The sequence below is a fragment of the Desulfovibrio piger genome, from assembly GCF_012843875.1.
Taxonomy (GTDB): domain Bacteria; phylum Desulfobacterota; class Desulfovibrionia; order Desulfovibrionales; family Desulfovibrionaceae; genus Desulfovibrio.
The window spans coordinates 21,507-36,132 of record NZ_JABAFY010000004.1; the positions used below are offsets into that span (position 1 = coordinate 21,507).

The 14,626-nt window shown below is 62.3% G+C and carries 15 protein-coding genes and 1 pseudogene; 1 reads left to right on the top strand and 15 read right to left on the bottom strand.

Annotation, left to right across the window (positions count from 1 at the left end):
* Positions 1–78: 78 nt before the first annotated feature.
* On the top strand, positions 79–1,182 hold the full coding sequence (locus tag HF854_RS01795) for a hypothetical protein (RefSeq protein WP_168934746.1): 1,104 nt from the start codon (positions 79–81) through the stop codon (positions 1,180–1,182).
* Between the two features lie 125 nt (positions 1,183–1,307).
* Here the strand turns inward: HF854_RS01795 and lepA are convergent, their stop codons facing one another.
* The 15 genes and pseudogenes from lepA to HF854_RS01870 all read right to left on the bottom strand — a co-directional run bounded on the left by lepA (position 1,308) and on the right by HF854_RS01870 (position 14,588).
* Positions 1,308–3,113, bottom strand: a complete 1,806-nt coding sequence (lepA, locus tag HF854_RS01800) for a translation elongation factor 4 (protein ID WP_168934747.1) — start codon at positions 3,111–3,113, stop codon at positions 1,308–1,310.
* Between the two features lie 172 nt (positions 3,114–3,285).
* Entirely contained in the window at positions 3,286–3,660 is a 375-nt protein-coding gene (locus tag HF854_RS01805; protein ID WP_168934748.1) for a Rid family detoxifying hydrolase, read from the bottom strand.
* Between the two features lie 4 nt (positions 3,661–3,664).
* Complete coding sequence (locus HF854_RS12905) at positions 3,665–4,390, bottom strand: MmgE/PrpD family protein (RefSeq protein ID WP_368491561.1); 726 nt, start codon at positions 4,388–4,390, stop codon at positions 3,665–3,667.
* Positions 4,367–4,995: pseudogene (locus tag HF854_RS12910) on the bottom strand (MmgE/PrpD family protein); the annotation flags it as partial. The gene HF854_RS12905 and the pseudogene HF854_RS12910, both read right to left, overlap by 24 nt.
* Positions 4,976–5,404, bottom strand: a complete 429-nt coding sequence (locus HF854_RS01820) for a Na+/H+ antiporter NhaC family protein (protein ID WP_168934751.1) — start codon at positions 5,402–5,404, stop codon at positions 4,976–4,978. The gene HF854_RS01820 and the pseudogene HF854_RS12910, both read right to left, overlap by 20 nt.
* Positions 5,405–6,421, bottom strand: a complete 1,017-nt coding sequence (locus HF854_RS01825) for a Na+/H+ antiporter NhaC family protein (RefSeq protein WP_168934752.1) — start codon at positions 6,419–6,421, stop codon at positions 5,405–5,407.
* A 44-nt stretch (positions 6,422–6,465) separates the two neighbouring features.
* Positions 6,466–7,149 carry a helix-turn-helix transcriptional regulator gene (locus HF854_RS01830; RefSeq protein ID WP_168934753.1) on the bottom strand — a complete coding sequence of 228 codons (684 nt, stop codon included), beginning with the start codon at positions 7,147–7,149 and terminating at the stop codon, positions 6,466–6,468.
* A 156-nt stretch (positions 7,150–7,305) separates the two neighbouring features.
* Entirely contained in the window at positions 7,306–7,707 is a 402-nt protein-coding gene (locus tag HF854_RS01835) for a F0F1 ATP synthase subunit epsilon (RefSeq protein WP_168934754.1), read from the bottom strand.
* 9 nt (positions 7,708–7,716) lie between these two features.
* A complete protein-coding gene (gene atpD / locus HF854_RS01840) occupies positions 7,717–9,138 on the bottom strand; it encodes a F0F1 ATP synthase subunit beta (RefSeq protein ID WP_168934755.1) in 1,422 nt (473 codons plus the stop codon).
* A gap of 12 nt (positions 9,139–9,150) precedes the next feature.
* Positions 9,151–10,032 (bottom strand): F0F1 ATP synthase subunit gamma, encoded by an 882-nt coding sequence (locus HF854_RS01845; RefSeq protein ID WP_168934756.1) that lies wholly within the window; start codon positions 10,030–10,032, stop codon positions 9,151–9,153.
* A 17-nt stretch (positions 10,033–10,049) separates the two neighbouring features.
* Positions 10,050–11,558, bottom strand: coding sequence for a F0F1 ATP synthase subunit alpha (atpA, locus tag HF854_RS01850; protein ID WP_006007267.1), 1,509 nt, complete (start codon positions 11,556–11,558; stop codon positions 10,050–10,052).
* Positions 11,559–11,561: 3 nt separating this feature from the next.
* Positions 11,562–12,113, bottom strand: a complete 552-nt coding sequence (gene atpH / locus HF854_RS01855; RefSeq protein ID WP_006007270.1) for an ATP synthase F1 subunit delta — start codon at positions 12,111–12,113, stop codon at positions 11,562–11,564.
* Positions 12,110–12,655, bottom strand: coding sequence for a F0F1 ATP synthase subunit B (locus tag HF854_RS01860; RefSeq protein ID WP_168934757.1), 546 nt, complete (start codon positions 12,653–12,655; stop codon positions 12,110–12,112). Before HF854_RS01860 ends, atpH begins: the two co-directional genes overlap by 4 nt.
* 148 nt (positions 12,656–12,803) lie before the next feature.
* The gene (locus HF854_RS01865) at positions 12,804–13,223 is read right to left on the bottom strand and encodes a F0F1 ATP synthase subunit B (RefSeq protein ID WP_006007274.1); all 420 of its coding nucleotides are present in this window, start codon (positions 13,221–13,223) and stop codon (positions 12,804–12,806) included.
* A 303-nt stretch (positions 13,224–13,526) separates the two neighbouring features.
* Positions 13,527–14,588 carry a glycosyltransferase gene (locus HF854_RS01870; RefSeq protein ID WP_168934758.1) on the bottom strand — a complete coding sequence of 354 codons (1,062 nt, stop codon included), beginning with the start codon at positions 14,586–14,588 and terminating at the stop codon, positions 13,527–13,529.
* Positions 14,589–14,626 lie beyond the last annotated feature (38 nt).

Here is a 14,626-nt window from a genome sequence, read left to right on the forward strand (position 1 = left end):
ATGCCTTGTCCTCTTTACATTTTCCCGAACTTGAAAGATGCTGTGCGCCACACACGATCCCCGGAAAGGAGACTCCACATGCTGCTCAAGCTGCAATGGCTTACAGATATTTTTGACTGGTTGCACCACAATTGGGAGCGGACCCACGTCCAGCGCAAGGTGGCGCTGGTCATCTTCTGGATCTACGTGGCGGCCCTGTGCTGCGTGGAGCTCAAACGCCAGGGCATGCTGCCGCCCGCACTGGCCCAGCTGACGCCCCACAGCCATTTCAGCGCCATCCAGCTGGCCTTCACCCTGATCCTGGGCCTGGAGGTCATGAGCCTGATCTTCATCATCTCCACATCCTTTTCACGGTCCGTGGGCAAGCAGTTCGAGATCCTGGCGCTGATCCTGCTGCGCAATGCCTTCAAGGAGCTGGCGCACCTGCCCGAGCCGGTGAGCATCGCCGGCAACCTCGATCCCGTCATCCATATCGCGGTTACGGCGCTGGGGGCCCTGGGCATCTTCGTGGCCCTGGGCATCTACGGGAAGCTGGCCTCCAGCTATGCCTACATCCAGAGCCCGGAGATGCGCATGCGTTTCGTCATCAGCAAAAAGCTGCTTTCGCTGACGCTGTTCGTCATCTTTTTGGGCATCGGCATCCGGGATGCCTGGATCCACATCCACACCGGCGAGGACATGCGCTTTTTCGAGACCATCTATACGGTGCTGATCTTCGCCGACATCGCGCTGGTCCTCATTTCGCAGCGCTACATGCCGTCCTTCCATGCGGTGTTCCGCAACTCCGGCTTCGTCATCGGCACGCTGATGATGCGTCTGGCCCTTTCGGCCACCCCGCCGTGGGACACGGCCGCCAGCCTGTTCGCGGCCGCCTACGTGCTGGCCCTGACCTGGGCCACCAGATACTTCCGGCCCGCGGCCCTGCGCGGCCCCCAGCTGCCTGCCTCGTCCCGCGAGACGGAGCACCTGCCCCCGTCCTACGGCAAGGTGCCGGAGCCCGCGGAACCGCGTGAGGGCGTGCTCTACGGCAAGCCGCATCTGGAAGCCTGGCGGCAGCGCCGCAAGACCCGGGAGGCGGCCCTGCCCGTGGCGCGGGAGGAATGCGTGTTCGGCGCTGCGGAGCGCCGCGCCCGGCGCACGATGCCCCGTCCTCCGGCCGGAAAGAAGAAAGCCGCCAGCTGACGGACCGGCCGGGAGGGATGGGCGCCGGACAGCGAGCGCTTCTCCGGCTCCGGTGCCGTCCTGTCGTGATGCATGAAAAAAGGCCACCCTGCGGGGTGGCCTTTTTACGTCCGTACAAAAGCGGTTTATTCGTCGCCCACCTTGAGGGCGGCCAGGAAGGCTTCCTGCGGCAGCTCCACGTTGCCCATGCGCTTCATGCGCTTTTTGCCTTCCTTCTGCTTTTCCAGTAGCTTGCGCTTACGGGTGATGTCACCGCCGTAGCACTTGGCGGTCACGTCCTTGCGGAAGGCGGACACGGTCTCGCGGGCGATGATCTTCTGGCCGATGGCCGCCTGGATGGCCACCTGGAAGAGCTGGCGCGGGATGGTGCGCTTGAGCTTGAGGGCCAGCGAACGGCCGTAGGTGTAGGCGCGGTCGCGGTGCACGATGACGGCCAGGGCGTCCACGGGCTCGCTGTTGAGCAGGATGTCCAGACGCACCAGGTCGGACTCGCGGTAGTCGATGGGCTGGTAGTCCATGCTGGCGTAGCCGCGCGTGCAGGACTTGAGTCGGTCGAAGAAGTCATAGACGATCTCGGCGAAGGGCAGCTCGTAGGTCACCACCACGCGGTTGGCGGCCAGGTAGTGCAGGTTCTTCTGGGTGCCGCGCTTGTCCTCGCAGAGCTTCATGACATTGCCCACGTATTCGTTGGGCACGTGGATGTCCATGCTCACATAGGGCTCGTAAAGGGCCTTGATCTTGGTGGAGTCGGGCAGATGGGCCGGGTTGTCGATCTCCAGCGTCTTGCCGTCGGTGGTGTCCACCCGGTAGATGACCGAGGGCGCCGTGGCGATGAGGTCCACCTCGAATTCGCGTTCCAGGCGTTCCTGGATGATCTCCATATGCAGCAGGCCCAGGAAGCCGCAGCGGAAGCCGAAGCCCAGGGCCTGGGAGGTCTCAGGCTCGAAGCTGAAGGCGGCGTCGTTGAGCTGGAGCTTTTCCAGCGCGGCCTTGAGGTTCTCGTAATCGTCGGATTCCGAGGGATAGAGGCCGCAGAACACCATGGGCTTCACTTCCTTGAAGCCGGGCACGGGCTCGGTGGCCGGATTGGCCGCCAGGGTGATGGTATCGCCCACGCGGGCATCGCCCAGAGACTTGATGCTGCCGCAAAGGAAGCCCACCTCACCGGCGTGCAGTTCCTTCACGTCCGTAGCCTCAGGCGAGAACACGCCCAAGCGCAGCACTTCATATTCCTTGCCGGTGCTCATGAGGCGCACCATGTCGCCCAGTTTCACCCGGCCGTCCACCACGCGGAAGAGCACCACCACGCCCTGGTAGCTGTCGTACCAGGAGTCGAAGATCAGGGCCTTGAGGGGGGCGTCCAGATCGCCGCCCGGCGCGGGCAGACGGTTGACGATGGCTTCCAGCACGGCGTCCACGCCCAGACCGGTCTTGGCGGACACGGGCAGGGCGTCGGTGCAGTCCAGGCCGATGGCTTCCTCGATCTCTTCCTTGACGCGATCCACCTCGGCGCTGGGCAGGTCGATCTTGTTCAGCACGGGCACGATCTCGTGGTCGTGGTCCAGGGCCAGATAGACGTTGGCCAGGGTCTGGGCCTCCACGCCCTGGGTGGCGTCCACCACCAGCAGCGCGCCTTCGCAGGCGGCCAGGGAGCGCGACACTTCGTAGTTGAAGTCCACGTGTCCGGGCGTGTCGATGAGGTTCAGCTCATATTCCTCTCCGTTGGCAGCCACATAGGGGATGCGCACGGTCTGCGCCTTGATGGTGATGCCGCGCTCGCGTTCCAGATCCATCTTGTCCAGGTACTGCTGGCGGGCCTCGCGCTGGCTGACGACCTTGGTCAGCTCAAGGATGCGGTCGGCAAGGGTGGACTTGCCGTGGTCGATATGGGCGATGATGCAGAAATTGCGAATATGATCCAGACTGGGCATGGTATATCCTGCATTGGGTTACGAAGATTGAAAAGTATCTTAATAAGCCAAAACAGGGCCAAAGTCCATGCTGCCCGCCCGTACCCGCCCGGAGGGAGGGGAGAAGGAGCCTGTCCGGGAAACGGAGTTGTGCGGAACCGTTCCCGGACAGGCCGGTCTCATGCCGGCGGGGTCACCGCCTGCATGCGATACCGCGGATCTCGACCTCTGCTCCCGGGCAGAGCCCCCGGACCTCGACGAACAGCCGTGCCGGCTTGTAGGCGGGGAAGTAGGTGGAATAGATGGCGTTGAAGTCCTCAAAGTTGCGCATGTCCGTCACGAAGACGTCGACCTGGGCCATGTTGTCGAGCGTCATGCCGGCCGCGGCAAGCACGGCTTTCAGGTTTTCGAGAGCCTGGATGGTCTGGGCCTTGAAGCCGGTGACAATCTGCCCGCTGGCGGGGTCCTGGCCGATCTGGCCGCTCAGATAGACGGTGCTGCCGGTATCCACGGCCTGCGAATAGGGACCGATGGCCGCCGGGGCCCCTGTGCTCTGGATCATGTCCATATGGTTACTCCTCGATATGACGGGCAAGGGTGCGCGGCCAGATGTCCAGCGCATTGTCCAGGTCTTCCGCATGCCAGATGGCCTCCCGCATGCGGGCGCATTCCTGCTCACCGAAGACGGGGGCGGTCAGGCGGGTGAACTTGTCCAGCAGCTCTTCATCGGAGGGGCTGTCGGCGGGTTCCCACTGGGGCTCCAGTTCCCCGGACCGCAGCTCCCTACCGTCCGTGGTGGTGATGCAGACTTCGGAGAACGTCCGGGCCGGGAAGCGCTCTTCGAAGCGCTCTTCCACCACCACTTCGATCATGTCGGCAAGCTCCAGGACATCCTTGTCGAAGATGCGCGGCGGCAGGACCTGGGCCCCGCTGATCTGGCCGTCCAGCAGGGCGACAGCGATGGGATAGGTGATGTTGTACTGGGCCGCGTCCGTATGCGTGGGGTGTTCGCGGCTGAGCGAGGCCGCCTTGGAGAAGGTGTGGATGACAAGACGGCGGATGTCGCTGACGGCAAGGTGGTTTTCCCTGACGATCTTGAGGGCGCCTGCGATGGAGACCTGGGCCCAGCGGCAGCAGCAGTAGGGCTTGAAGTACAGGTCCGCCATGCGCCAGCGGCTTCCCAGTTCTTCGGCCAGCGCGGCGTCGAAATCCAGCAGGGGGGAGGTGAACCCGGCCTGTGCCAGCAGGATGGACATCATGGCCGTATGGGCCCCCCAGCCGACGCCGTCCTTGGCCATGCAGGGGGTGGCCACACCGCGGGCGATGAAGCCTACCGGGCCGTGGTAATCGGCGCAGTTCAGCGCCTGGAGCAGGACGTCTTCCTTCAGGCCGAGGATGCGGCCGGCGGCGGCCACGGCGCCGATGGCGCCCCAGAGGCCGGAAGTGTAGACGCGGGCATGATCCCGGTTCCAGTACATGCCGGAGCGCACCCCCACCTCGTAGCCGACGGCCACGGCAGCCAGCATATCCGTGCCCGAGGGAGGCGTTTCCGCCATCTCGGCGGCAGCCAGCATCACCGGCGTCAGGGCCGCACCGGGGCGTCCCTGGGCGGGCCGGTAGCCGTGCTCCACATCAAGGGCATTGGAGGCGAAACCGTTGGCCATGCTGGCCCCCAGGGGGAGACCTTCCTGCCGCTGGAGATCAGGGTGCATTCCCCGCCCTGGAAAAAACGTTCGGCCGTGCGGGCGGTCAGGCGGGCCAGCGGTGTGACCGCACCGGCGGACAGGGCGCCCATGCTGTCCAGCAGGCAGCGCTTTGCCTGATGGCGGATCGGTTCGGGAAGATCGGCATAGCTCTGCCTGAGGATGAAATCCGTAAGGAGGTTAGCGGGAGACGGCATCATTTTGCTCCTTGGAAGAAAGACCTTGGGTCGGTATCCGCTTCTGCCATCCCGTGATGGCGGAAAGGAAAAGGACGAGCAGCAGGGCCCAGGCGTAGGGCATGAGGAGCGCGGAGGTGATGGGCGGGCTGACAAGGCCGTATTCGGCGGCGGCGTGGCTGACCGTATTGAACCAGAGCGCACAGACGATATGCCAGGGCAGCATATAGAAGATCGTACAGGCCGAGCAGCACAGCAGGTCGGCGGCGCGTTCGGGAGCTATGCCGAAACGCTGGGAGAGGGGCTTGACGAAGGTCGTACCCAGCAGGACTTCCGCAGGGACGTTGGCGGAAATGGGGATGGTGATCAGCACCGTGGAGGCGATGATCGTGATCTCGGCCTGACGGGCCGTCTTGATGAAGGTCTTCTGCACCTAGTTGACGATATCTTCCATGATGCCGCTTTCCATGACGAGCTGGATCACGCCAAGGATGAAGAGGATGAAGATGATGCCCCCCGTGACGCCGCTCACGCCGTTCTCGAGCAGGCCGCTGCTCATGCCGCCGGTGGTGACGGGATGGAGCAGATCCGACAGGCTGAGGCGGCCTATGGCAAGGCCGATGACGATGGCCGCGGCAATGCCCCAGGTGAGGGATTCGATGATATGGCGCCCAAGGAGCGAGGCCACGATGACGATCCCGAAGGCAAGCAGGAGCAGCAGGCAGGTGGGCGACATGGAGGCCGCGAACTGGGGCGGCGTGGAGACCGTGCCGCCACCGCCGAAGCAGGCAAAGACGATGGCGGAGATGGCGGCAGCCGTGAAGACCAGGGGCGCGCGGGTCCGGGTTATCTTCTGGATGTCAGCGTCCTGGGTGAAGGCGACGGTGATGTTGGAAGAGGAGATGGGGGAATAGCTGTCCCCCAGGGCGCCGCCGGAGAGGATGGCCACGGCCAGGAAGGCGGGGTCCGCCCCAAGGAAGACACCGGCCGGGAACATGACGGGCGTCAGCGCCAGGATGGTGCCGTTGGCGGTGCCGGTACCCAGTGAGAACAGCATGGCCGCCAGGAAGGTGATGACGGTGAACACACTGCCCTGGGCCCCTACGTTGAGCCCGAACCAGAGCAGCCCCTCGATGATGCCGCCGGCCTGCATGATCTGGCCGAAGACACTGGCAAAGATCCAGGAGGCACACAGCACGCCGACGCTCTTGTTGTTGAACCCGCGCAGGACGGTCGCGCAGTATTCCTTGGGCGTCTTGGAGAGGAAAAGGCCGATGCAGATGGCGGCAAAGCCGATGCTCCAGAAGTTCTTTGGCGTGGCCGGCCCGTGCAGGGACAACCATAAGAGGCCGCAGATAAGCAGGAGCAGGGGGATGGCTGCCCCCCACTTTCCCCCCCACATCTTGAGGGCAGCGTTGTATTCGCTCTCGGGGCGGTTCGGGACTGACATGAAGTACCTCCAGTAAATGTTTACGTGGAGCAGTCCTCCACGTGTTATGAAGGCAATTCCGGATCTTGCGGGCCGTTGGCCGGGCCCTGGCGGCACGCCTTGCGATAGCTGTAGAGCGTATATTTGGAGATGCCCATGATGGAGGCGATATGTTCGACCATGCCCTTGAAGCGGAAGGCTCCGTGCTGGTCGAACTGGGCTATCAGGGCGATGCGTTCTTCCCTGTCCAGCTCTGTGGGGAGCTTGCCGAATTGCTGCAGTACCTTGCGGACGATGGCTTCCATGGTCTCTTCCGAGGTGGCGGCAAAGGTCTCCTGGGTACCGTCATTGCGGCTGTCTCCGGCGGGGGCCGTGCGTATCTGGTCTTCCAGGGCGGCGATGGCGGCCATCTGGCGGGAGATGTTCTGGTTGATGCACATGGCGAAGACAGGCACGCCCTTGTCGTCCTTGATGTAGACCAGTGATCCGCGCAGGGGTTCGCCATGGCGGCCCTGGGCGCGGTAGGGGCGCACGTCCGGCGCATCGGCGCCATAGCGGCTCAGGTGGTTGATGAGGAAATCGGTTGCCGGAGCTCCGGGGGCTCTTTTGGTCACTTCGCCGGCGATATGGACCAGGGAGGATTCGAGACGGCTGAGGTCGTGGATGGCGATCTCGTAGTCACGCCCCCAAAAAGCGACCAGCCCGTCGGCGATCCTGCACAAATTTTCCAGAAGAGTTTTCTTGTCCATGTGGAACTCCATGAGGTGAATATACGGGGTGGCTCTCGATTTGTAAACTATTTTTTGTACAACAAAAAATTTTTTGTATAAAAATTTTCGGGTATGAAAAAGCCGCATTGCGGTTTCCCGCAATGCGGCTTGTTTTAATCAGGAGACTGATTGCCGCTAGCGCAACTGGGCCACATGCAGGCGCTCGACGGCGCGCTGCAGAGCGGCTTCCGCTCTGGCATGGTCCACATCATCGGCCTGGCTGGCCATGCGCTTTTCGGCGCGCTCCTTGGCGGCCTGGGCGCGGGCGGTGTCGATGTCTTCGGCCAGTTCGGCCGATTCCGCCAGCACGGTCAGGACCTTGTTGTTCACATCGGCAAAGCCGCCGGAGATGAACACGTTGTGCTGCTTGCCGCCTTCAGTATAGCGCAGATTGCCAATCTTGAGGGCAGAGAGCAGGGAGACGTGATGCGGCAGCACGCCAAACTCACCCATGACGCCGGGGCACACGGCCATATCCACCTGAGCGCTGACAACGGTCTTGTCAGGTGTCACCACTTCCAGTTGCAGCATGCTCATGGGCGCTCCTTACTTAGCTTCCTGCTGGATGCGGGCTTCGTACTTGGCCACGGCCTGGTCGATGCTGCCCAGCATGTAGAAGTCGGATTCGGCAAGGTGGTCGTACTGGCCTTCCAGGATGCCCTTGAAGCCCTTGATGGTGTCTTCCAGCTTCACATACTGGCCGGGGGTACCGGTGAAGGTTTCGGCCACGTGGAAGGGCTGGGACAGGAAGCGCTGGATACGACGCGCACGGGCAACGGTGAGCTTGTCTTCGTCAGACAGTTCGTCCATACCCAGAATGGCGATGATATCCTGCAGTTCCTTGTACTTCTGCAGCACCATCTGCACCTGACGGGCCACGCTGTAGTGCTCTTCGCCCACGACGTTGGGGTCGAGGATGCGGGAGGTGGAGTCCAGCGGGTCCACGGCGGGGTAGATACCCAGTTCGGCGATCTGACGGGAAAGCACGAGCGTACCGTCCAGATGCGAGAACGTGGTAGCCGGGGCGGGGTCGGTCAAGTCGTCAGCGGGCACGTAAACGGCCTGCACGGAGGTGATCGAACCCTTGTTGGTGGAGGTGATGCGTTCCTGCAGGGCACCCAGGTCAGTACCCAGGGTGGGCTGGTAACCCACGGCCGAGGGCATGCGGCCCAGCAGAGCGGACACTTCCGAACCGGCCTGCGTGAAGCGGAAGATGTTGTCGATGAAGAGCAACACGTCCTGGTTTTCTTCGTCGCGGAAGTATTCGGCGCAGGCAAGGGCGGTCAGGGCCACGCGGGCACGGGCTCCCGGAGGCTCGTTCATCTGGCCGTAAACCAGCGTGGCGCGCTCCAGAACACCGGCTTCTTTCAGTTCGTTATACAGGTCATTGCCTTCACGGGTACGTTCACCCACGCCGGCGAACACCGAAGAGCCGCCGTGCTGCTTGGCAATGTTGTTGATCATTTCCATCAGGATAACGGTCTTGCCCACGCCGGCGCCGCCGAACAGACCCATCTTGCCGCCCTTGGGGAAGGGCACGAGCAGGTCCACGACCTTGATGCCGGTTTCAAGCAGTTCCACCTTGGTGTTCTGCTCGGTGAACTCGGGGGCGGGACGGTGGATGGGGTAGTACTTCTCAGCGTTGACCGGACCCATTTCGTCCACGGGACGGCCGATAACGTTGAGGATACGTCCCACAGCCGCCTTGCCCACGGGCACCATGATGGGGTTGCCCGTATCCACAACTTCCATGCCGCGCACCAGACCTTCGGTGGCGTCCATGGCGATGGTACGCACCACGTTGTCACCGAGGTGCTGGGCCACTTCACAGACGAGGTCAGGCGCGTCGCTGTTGTTGGGGTTTTTGATTTCCAGGGCGGTCAGGATATCAGGCAGGTGTCCGTCGCTGAACTCAACGTCCACGACGGCGCCGATAACCTGGACGATTTTACCAATGTTTTTGCTCATGCTTGGCTCCTGTTACCCGTTCAGCGCTTCTGCGCCGCCGACGATGTCGATGAGTTCGCTGGTGATGGAAGCCTGCCGTGTCTTGTTGTAGAGCAGGGTCAACGTATTGATCATCTCGTTACAGTTACGCGTCGCGTTGTCCATAGCGGCCATGCGCGCAGCGTGTTCACTGGCAGACGTATCCAGCATTCCCCGGTAGACCTGAACCTTGATGTAGCGGGGGAGCAGCTCGGCCAGAAGGGCTTCTTCCTGCGGTTCGTAAACGTACTCGCAGTGGGCTTCTTCCTGACCTTCTTCCGCTTCCGCCTCAGGGGCAGCCAGGGGCAGCAGGCTCAGTGTGCGCGGGGGCTGATGCCCCATGGACACAAACTCGCCGTACACCATCCAGACTTCATCAAAAGCAAAGGTTTCGTAGCCGTGAATGACTTCCTGCGCGATGGAGCTGGCCAGCGAAAAGTCCAGGCTGCCCATACGGTCACCGTAAGCGACCGAGATGTCGTAGCCGGCCTTGCGCACAGCGTCGCGTCCTTTGCGGCCCATGCAGGCGAAGGTGACCTTCATACCGGCATTGGTTTTTTCAGCAGCGAGCTTCAGGGCCGTGGTGATGATGTTGCCGTTGAAGCTGCCGCACAGACCACGATCGGACGTGACCAGCACGATGGCGCAGTTTTTCTTTTCCTCATGCTCGGCCAGCAGCGGATGGGCAGTGCCCTCCACCTTGCGGGCAAGCTCGGCCAGGACCTGGCGATACTTGCCGGCATACGGCCGGAAGCGTTCGATGCGGGCCTGCGCGCCGCGCAGTTTCGCCGAGGCCACCATGTTCATGGCCTTGGTGATCTGCTTGGTCTTGCCGACCCCCACGATTTTCATTTTTACGTCTTTGAGTGAAGGCATATGGGTATCCCCCGGCGTTAAGCCTGGTAGCCCTGCTTAAAGGCGGTAATCGCCTCGTTCAGCGCCTTTTCCACAGCTTCATCAATGACTTTCTTATCCTTGATGGCGTCCAGCACGTCCTTGCGGGTATCGCGCATGAAGGCCAGCATTTCACTTTCAAAGCGACGGATCTGATCCACCGGCACGTCGTCCATGTAGCCGCGGGTAGCGGCGTAGATGGAAGCCACCTGTTCCTGGGCGGGCATGGGCTGGTACTGGGGCTGCTTCAGCAGTTCCACCAGACGGGCGCCGCGTTCCAGTTTGGCCTTGGTGGCCTTGTCCAGGTCGGAACCGAACTGGGCGAAAGCGGCCAGTTCGCGGTACTGGGCCAGGTCCAGACGCATGGTACCGGCAACCTGCTTCATGGCCTTGATCTGAGCGGCGCCACCCACGCGGGACACGGACAGACCCACGTTAATGGCCGGACGCACACCGGCGTTGAACAGGTTGGGTTCCAGGTACACCTGACCGTCGGTGATGGAGATCACGTTGGTCGGGATGTAGGCGGACACGTCACCGGCCTGCGTTTCGATGATGGGCAGGGCGGTCAGGGAGCCGGCACCGAGCTTGTCGCTCACCTTGGCAGCGCGTTCCAGCAGGCGGGAGTGCAGGTAGAACACGTCGCCGGGGAAAGCTTCACGTCCGGGAGGACGACGGAGCAGCAGGGACATCTGGCGATAACCCACAGCCTGTTTGGAGAGGTCATCGTAGATGATCAGGGCATGCTTGCCGTTGTCGCGGTAGTACTCGGCCATGGTGCAACCGGTGTAAGCCGCGATGTACTGCAAGGGAGCCGGGTCGGAAGCGGTGGCCGAGATGATGGTGGTGTATTCCATGGCACCGTGCTTGCGCAGGGTGTCGGCCACCAGGGCGACAGACGCTTTCTTCTGGCCGATGGCCACGTAGAAGCAGTGAATGTCGGTTTCTTTCTGGGCCAGGATGGCGTCGATGCAGACGGCGGTCTTACCGGTCTGACGGTCGCCAATGATCAGTTCACGCTGGCCGCGGCCGATAGGAGTCATGGCGTCGATGGCCTTCAGACCCGTGGGCATGGGCTCATGCACGCTCTTACGCGCGATGATACCAGGGGCCTTGATTTCCACCGGGCGGACTTCTTCGGCTTCGACCGGGCCGAGGCCGTCGATGGGCTGGCCAAGGGGGTTGAGCACGCGGCCCATAACCTTGTCGCCCACGGGCACGGAGAAGATCTTGCCGGTACGCTTGACAGGATCGCCCTCCTTGATGCCCACATCGGAGCCGAGCAGCGCGACACCCACGTTGTCTTCTTCGAGGTTGAGCACCATACCCATGACGCCGCCGGGGAATTCCAGCAGTTCCATGGCCATGGCATTCTGAACCCCGTAGACGCGGGCGATACCGTCACCGACATACAACACGGTGCCGGTTTCGCTCATTTCTACGCGCTGCTCGTAGTTTTTGATTTGATCTTCAATGATCTTGCTTATCTCTTCAGCTTTGATCTGCATGTGCTATTCACCCCTCTTGAATGTCTCCCGAAGGATCGCCAACTGCGCGCGCAGACTTGCGTCCAGCACTCGATCACCAACCTTGAGCACCACGCCCCCAAGGATGGAAGCATCCACATCAAAGGCAAGCTCAATGCTCGCCCCCGCCTTCTTTTCAAGCTCGGCCTTGAGTTCGGCCCGCTTGTTATCCGTAAGCTCCACGGCGGTAGTGAGCGTACCACGGATAATTCCTTTGGCGTCGTCAAGCAACTTGCCATACCAGCCGACAATCTCGCCGAGATAAGCCAGACGCTCTTTGTCGGCCAACAGCAGGCAGAAGTTGCTGACGGTTTTGTCCGCCTTGATTTTCTTAAGCAGCTTGCCCATCACAGCCTTTTTTTCATCGATGCTGATGACCGGGCTTTTCAGCGCGGCGTCCAGCTTCGGCGAGGCGGCAAGCATGTCTCCCAGCGCGGCGAGATCGCTCCCGTAACGCGAGAGGGCCTCATCCCCTTGTTGTTTGCCCAGCGCAAATATGGCGCCGGCATATCTGCGAGCAACTATCGCGTCCGTCAATGGAGCACCACCTTGTTGAGGGAGTTGGTAATGAGCTTTTCATGCTCGGCGGCGGTCAGCTTTTCAGCCAGGACCTTTTCCGCTGCGTCCACAATCTCATCGGCAATGGCGGCGCGCACTTCGGCCAGCATGGCGCGGCCTTCGTTCTCGGCAGTGCGACGAGCCTGTTGCACAATCTGTTCGGCCTGACGCTTGGCTTCTTCGACGACGGCCTGCTTCACGCTTTCGGCCTGAGCGAGGCTTTCATCGAGGATGGCCTTGCGTTCGGACTCAAGGTTGCTGATGCGCTTTTCCACTTCATCCAGGCGCTTCTGGGCTTCAGCGCGGCGGGCTTCCAGATCCTGGAGGTCCTGGCTGATGCGGGCGCGGCGGCCGGAGAAGAACTTGCGGGCCAGACCGCCCACGAAGTACCACAGGATACCGGCGAAGATGATGAAGTTGAGCACACGCCAGCCAAAGTCGCCCCAGCGCGGCGCGTCATGCCCTTCAGAGGCCTGCGCCCCCACGGCGAAAAGCAGCGTAAGCGCAAGGACAGGCACCATAACTCGCGTCAAGCCCAGCCCAGCGTGTTTCCATTTGCTCAAAGCCCACCCCCTTGATTGGGTTTCTCTTGATTCTTTACCCTCGCGGTCCGAAGACCGCCCGAAAAACCACCGAGCTCGCGCGTGGCACAGTGGCAGAAACGGCGTACTAGCCACGCAGCACACGCTCGGCCAGCTGGCCGGAGAGCGTGGCGACCTGACCGCGCAGTTCCTTCAGGGAAGCATCGGCTTCGGCCTGCAGGTTGCGACGGGTCTCGGCAATGATTTCCTGGGCGCGCTTCTGGGCTTCAGCCACCAGGCTGGCCTGTTCGGCGGCGCCGGCTTCGCGGGCCTTTTCGCGGTTCTGGCCTGCATCCTGACGGGCGCGGGTCAGCTGGTTGTCATAGTCGGAAAGGCGCTGTTCGGCCTGGTATTCGTAGGATTCGGATTCGCCGGACATATCGTCCATGACGGCTTTGCGTTTGCGGATGATTTCGCGGATGGGGCGAATCAGAAGGAGGTTCAGCACGTACAGTGCGATGAAGAAGTTCACCAACTGGAAAACCAAGGTGATATTAAGGTCCAACATTACCGTATCCTCCCTCTGGACGGTGTGATGTTCAAAGCTTTTATAAAATACCCTCAACAAGGGGTTATGTCAAAGGGTATTGGTGACAAAATTCGCAAAGTCTTCGCATCTGCACAAACAATTTTATGATATTTTTCATATGTTTTCGTAAAAATCAAGTAATTTTAAGCCATTATCTCAACCAATAAAAAGCGGGATCTCTTGGGAAAAATGCGCGGCCGCAAGGGCGAAAGAAGGCAGAGCGCGGCAGGAGCCGTCAATTTTTGGACAGCGGCTCACGCTTCGCGGACTATCCGGGACCTCTCAGACCAGCAGCCACTGCTCCGCATCATAGCCGGCGGCAGCCAGCCAGCGGGCGGCATCCTCGTCGGCGCCGTGGGCGGTGAGGGCGTTGAGCAGGAAACAGCGTCCCGGCCCGGGCAGTCCGTCCCGGCCGATGACCGGCACGCCGTGCACCTTCTGCCCGATCTTTTTGGGATCGATGTCCACGAAAGCGGCCACCTGCACGCCTTTTTCCCACAGGGGGGCCAGACGGCGGCGCGCCACCTTGCCCGCGCCCAGTAGGTAGACCCGCGGATGCCAGGGGTTGTGGCGTTCCAGCCAGCGGGCCAGCCAGAGGGCGCGCAACTGGTTGTTGGCGGCCTCGCAATAGCGGCTGTCGCTGCGGGTGGCCCGGCGCGGCGGATCGTTCCAGACCAGCAGCTCCTGCGGCAGCTTGGCCATGCGCACTCCGGCGTGCAGCCAGCGCAGCCACAACTCCCAGTCCTCGGCAAAAAAACCGTCGGCATAGCCGCCGTGCAGCCGGGGCAGCTCGCGCCGGAACATGACCGAAGGATGGCTGACGGGCGTATCGCGAAAACGGTTGCGGCTGATGGCCTCATGATCCAGCAGGCCGTTCTGCCAGTCCACGAAATGGGCAAAGCCGCGCGCGGTCTCGCGGTCGCCGCCAAAATGTACCCGCGTGGCCAGCAGGCCCGTCTCGGGATGTTCCGCCATCCAGGCGGCCTGCAGGGCCAGGCGTTGCGGGTGGCAGACATCATCGGCGTCCATGCGGGCGATGAGCGCGCCCCGGGCGGACTCCAGACCGGCGTTGAGCGCGCCGGGCAGGCCCTCATGCGGACGATGCAGGACGCGCAGGCAGGGATATTCCGCCGCCAGGGCATCCAGCAGGGCCGCCGTGCCGTCGGTGGAACCGTCATCGACGGCCAGCACCTCGAAGCCCGGTACGGGGGCGTCCGGCGCGGCTTCCTGCCGGGCCAGGGAACGGATGGCCACGCGCAGGGGCTCTTCCCCCTCTGCGGTCAGGGGCAGGGAAGCGCCGTTCCAGACCGGCAGCAGGACGGTCACCAGCGGGCTAGCAGACATGTCTCCTCCCAAAAAACGCACGGGGAGCGCATCAGGCC

What these genes read in the sequence shown, in the direction of transcription:
- HF854_RS01795 (WP_168934746.1), top strand. Translation starts at nt 79, where the DNA reads ATGCTGCTCAAGCTGCAATGGCTTACAGATATTTTTGACTGGTTGCAC.
- lepA (WP_168934747.1), bottom strand. Translation starts at nt 3,113, where the DNA reads ATGCCCAGTCTGGATCATATTCGCAATTTCTGCATCATCGCCCATATC.
- HF854_RS01805 (WP_168934748.1), bottom strand. Translation starts at nt 3,660, where the DNA reads ATGGACATGATCCAGAGCACAGGGGCCCCGGCGGCCATCGGTCCCTAT.
- HF854_RS12905 (WP_368491561.1), bottom strand. Translation starts at nt 4,390, where the DNA reads ATGGCCAAGGACGGCGTCGGCTGGGGGGCCCATACGGCCATGATGTCC.
- HF854_RS01825 (WP_168934752.1), bottom strand. Translation starts at nt 6,421, where the DNA reads ATGTCAGTCCCGAACCGCCCCGAGAGCGAATACAACGCTGCCCTCAAG.
- HF854_RS01830 (WP_168934753.1), bottom strand. Translation starts at nt 7,149, where the DNA reads ATGGACAAGAAAACTCTTCTGGAAAATTTGTGCAGGATCGCCGACGGG.
- HF854_RS01835 (WP_168934754.1), bottom strand. Translation starts at nt 7,707, where the DNA reads ATGAGCATGCTGCAACTGGAAGTGGTGACACCTGACAAGACCGTTGTC.
- atpD (WP_168934755.1), bottom strand. Translation starts at nt 9,138, where the DNA reads ATGAGCAAAAACATTGGTAAAATCGTCCAGGTTATCGGCGCCGTCGTG.
- HF854_RS01845 (WP_168934756.1), bottom strand. Translation starts at nt 10,032, where the DNA reads ATGCCTTCACTCAAAGACGTAAAAATGAAAATCGTGGGGGTCGGCAAG.
- atpA (WP_006007267.1), bottom strand. Translation starts at nt 11,558, where the DNA reads ATGCAGATCAAAGCTGAAGAGATAAGCAAGATCATTGAAGATCAAATC.
- HF854_RS01860 (WP_168934757.1), bottom strand. Translation starts at nt 12,655, where the DNA reads ATGGTGCCTGTCCTTGCGCTTACGCTGCTTTTCGCCGTGGGGGCGCAG.
- HF854_RS01865 (WP_006007274.1), bottom strand. Translation starts at nt 13,223, where the DNA reads ATGTTGGACCTTAATATCACCTTGGTTTTCCAGTTGGTGAACTTCTTC.
- HF854_RS01870 (WP_168934758.1), bottom strand. Translation starts at nt 14,588, where the DNA reads ATGTCTGCTAGCCCGCTGGTGACCGTCCTGCTGCCGGTCTGGAACGGC.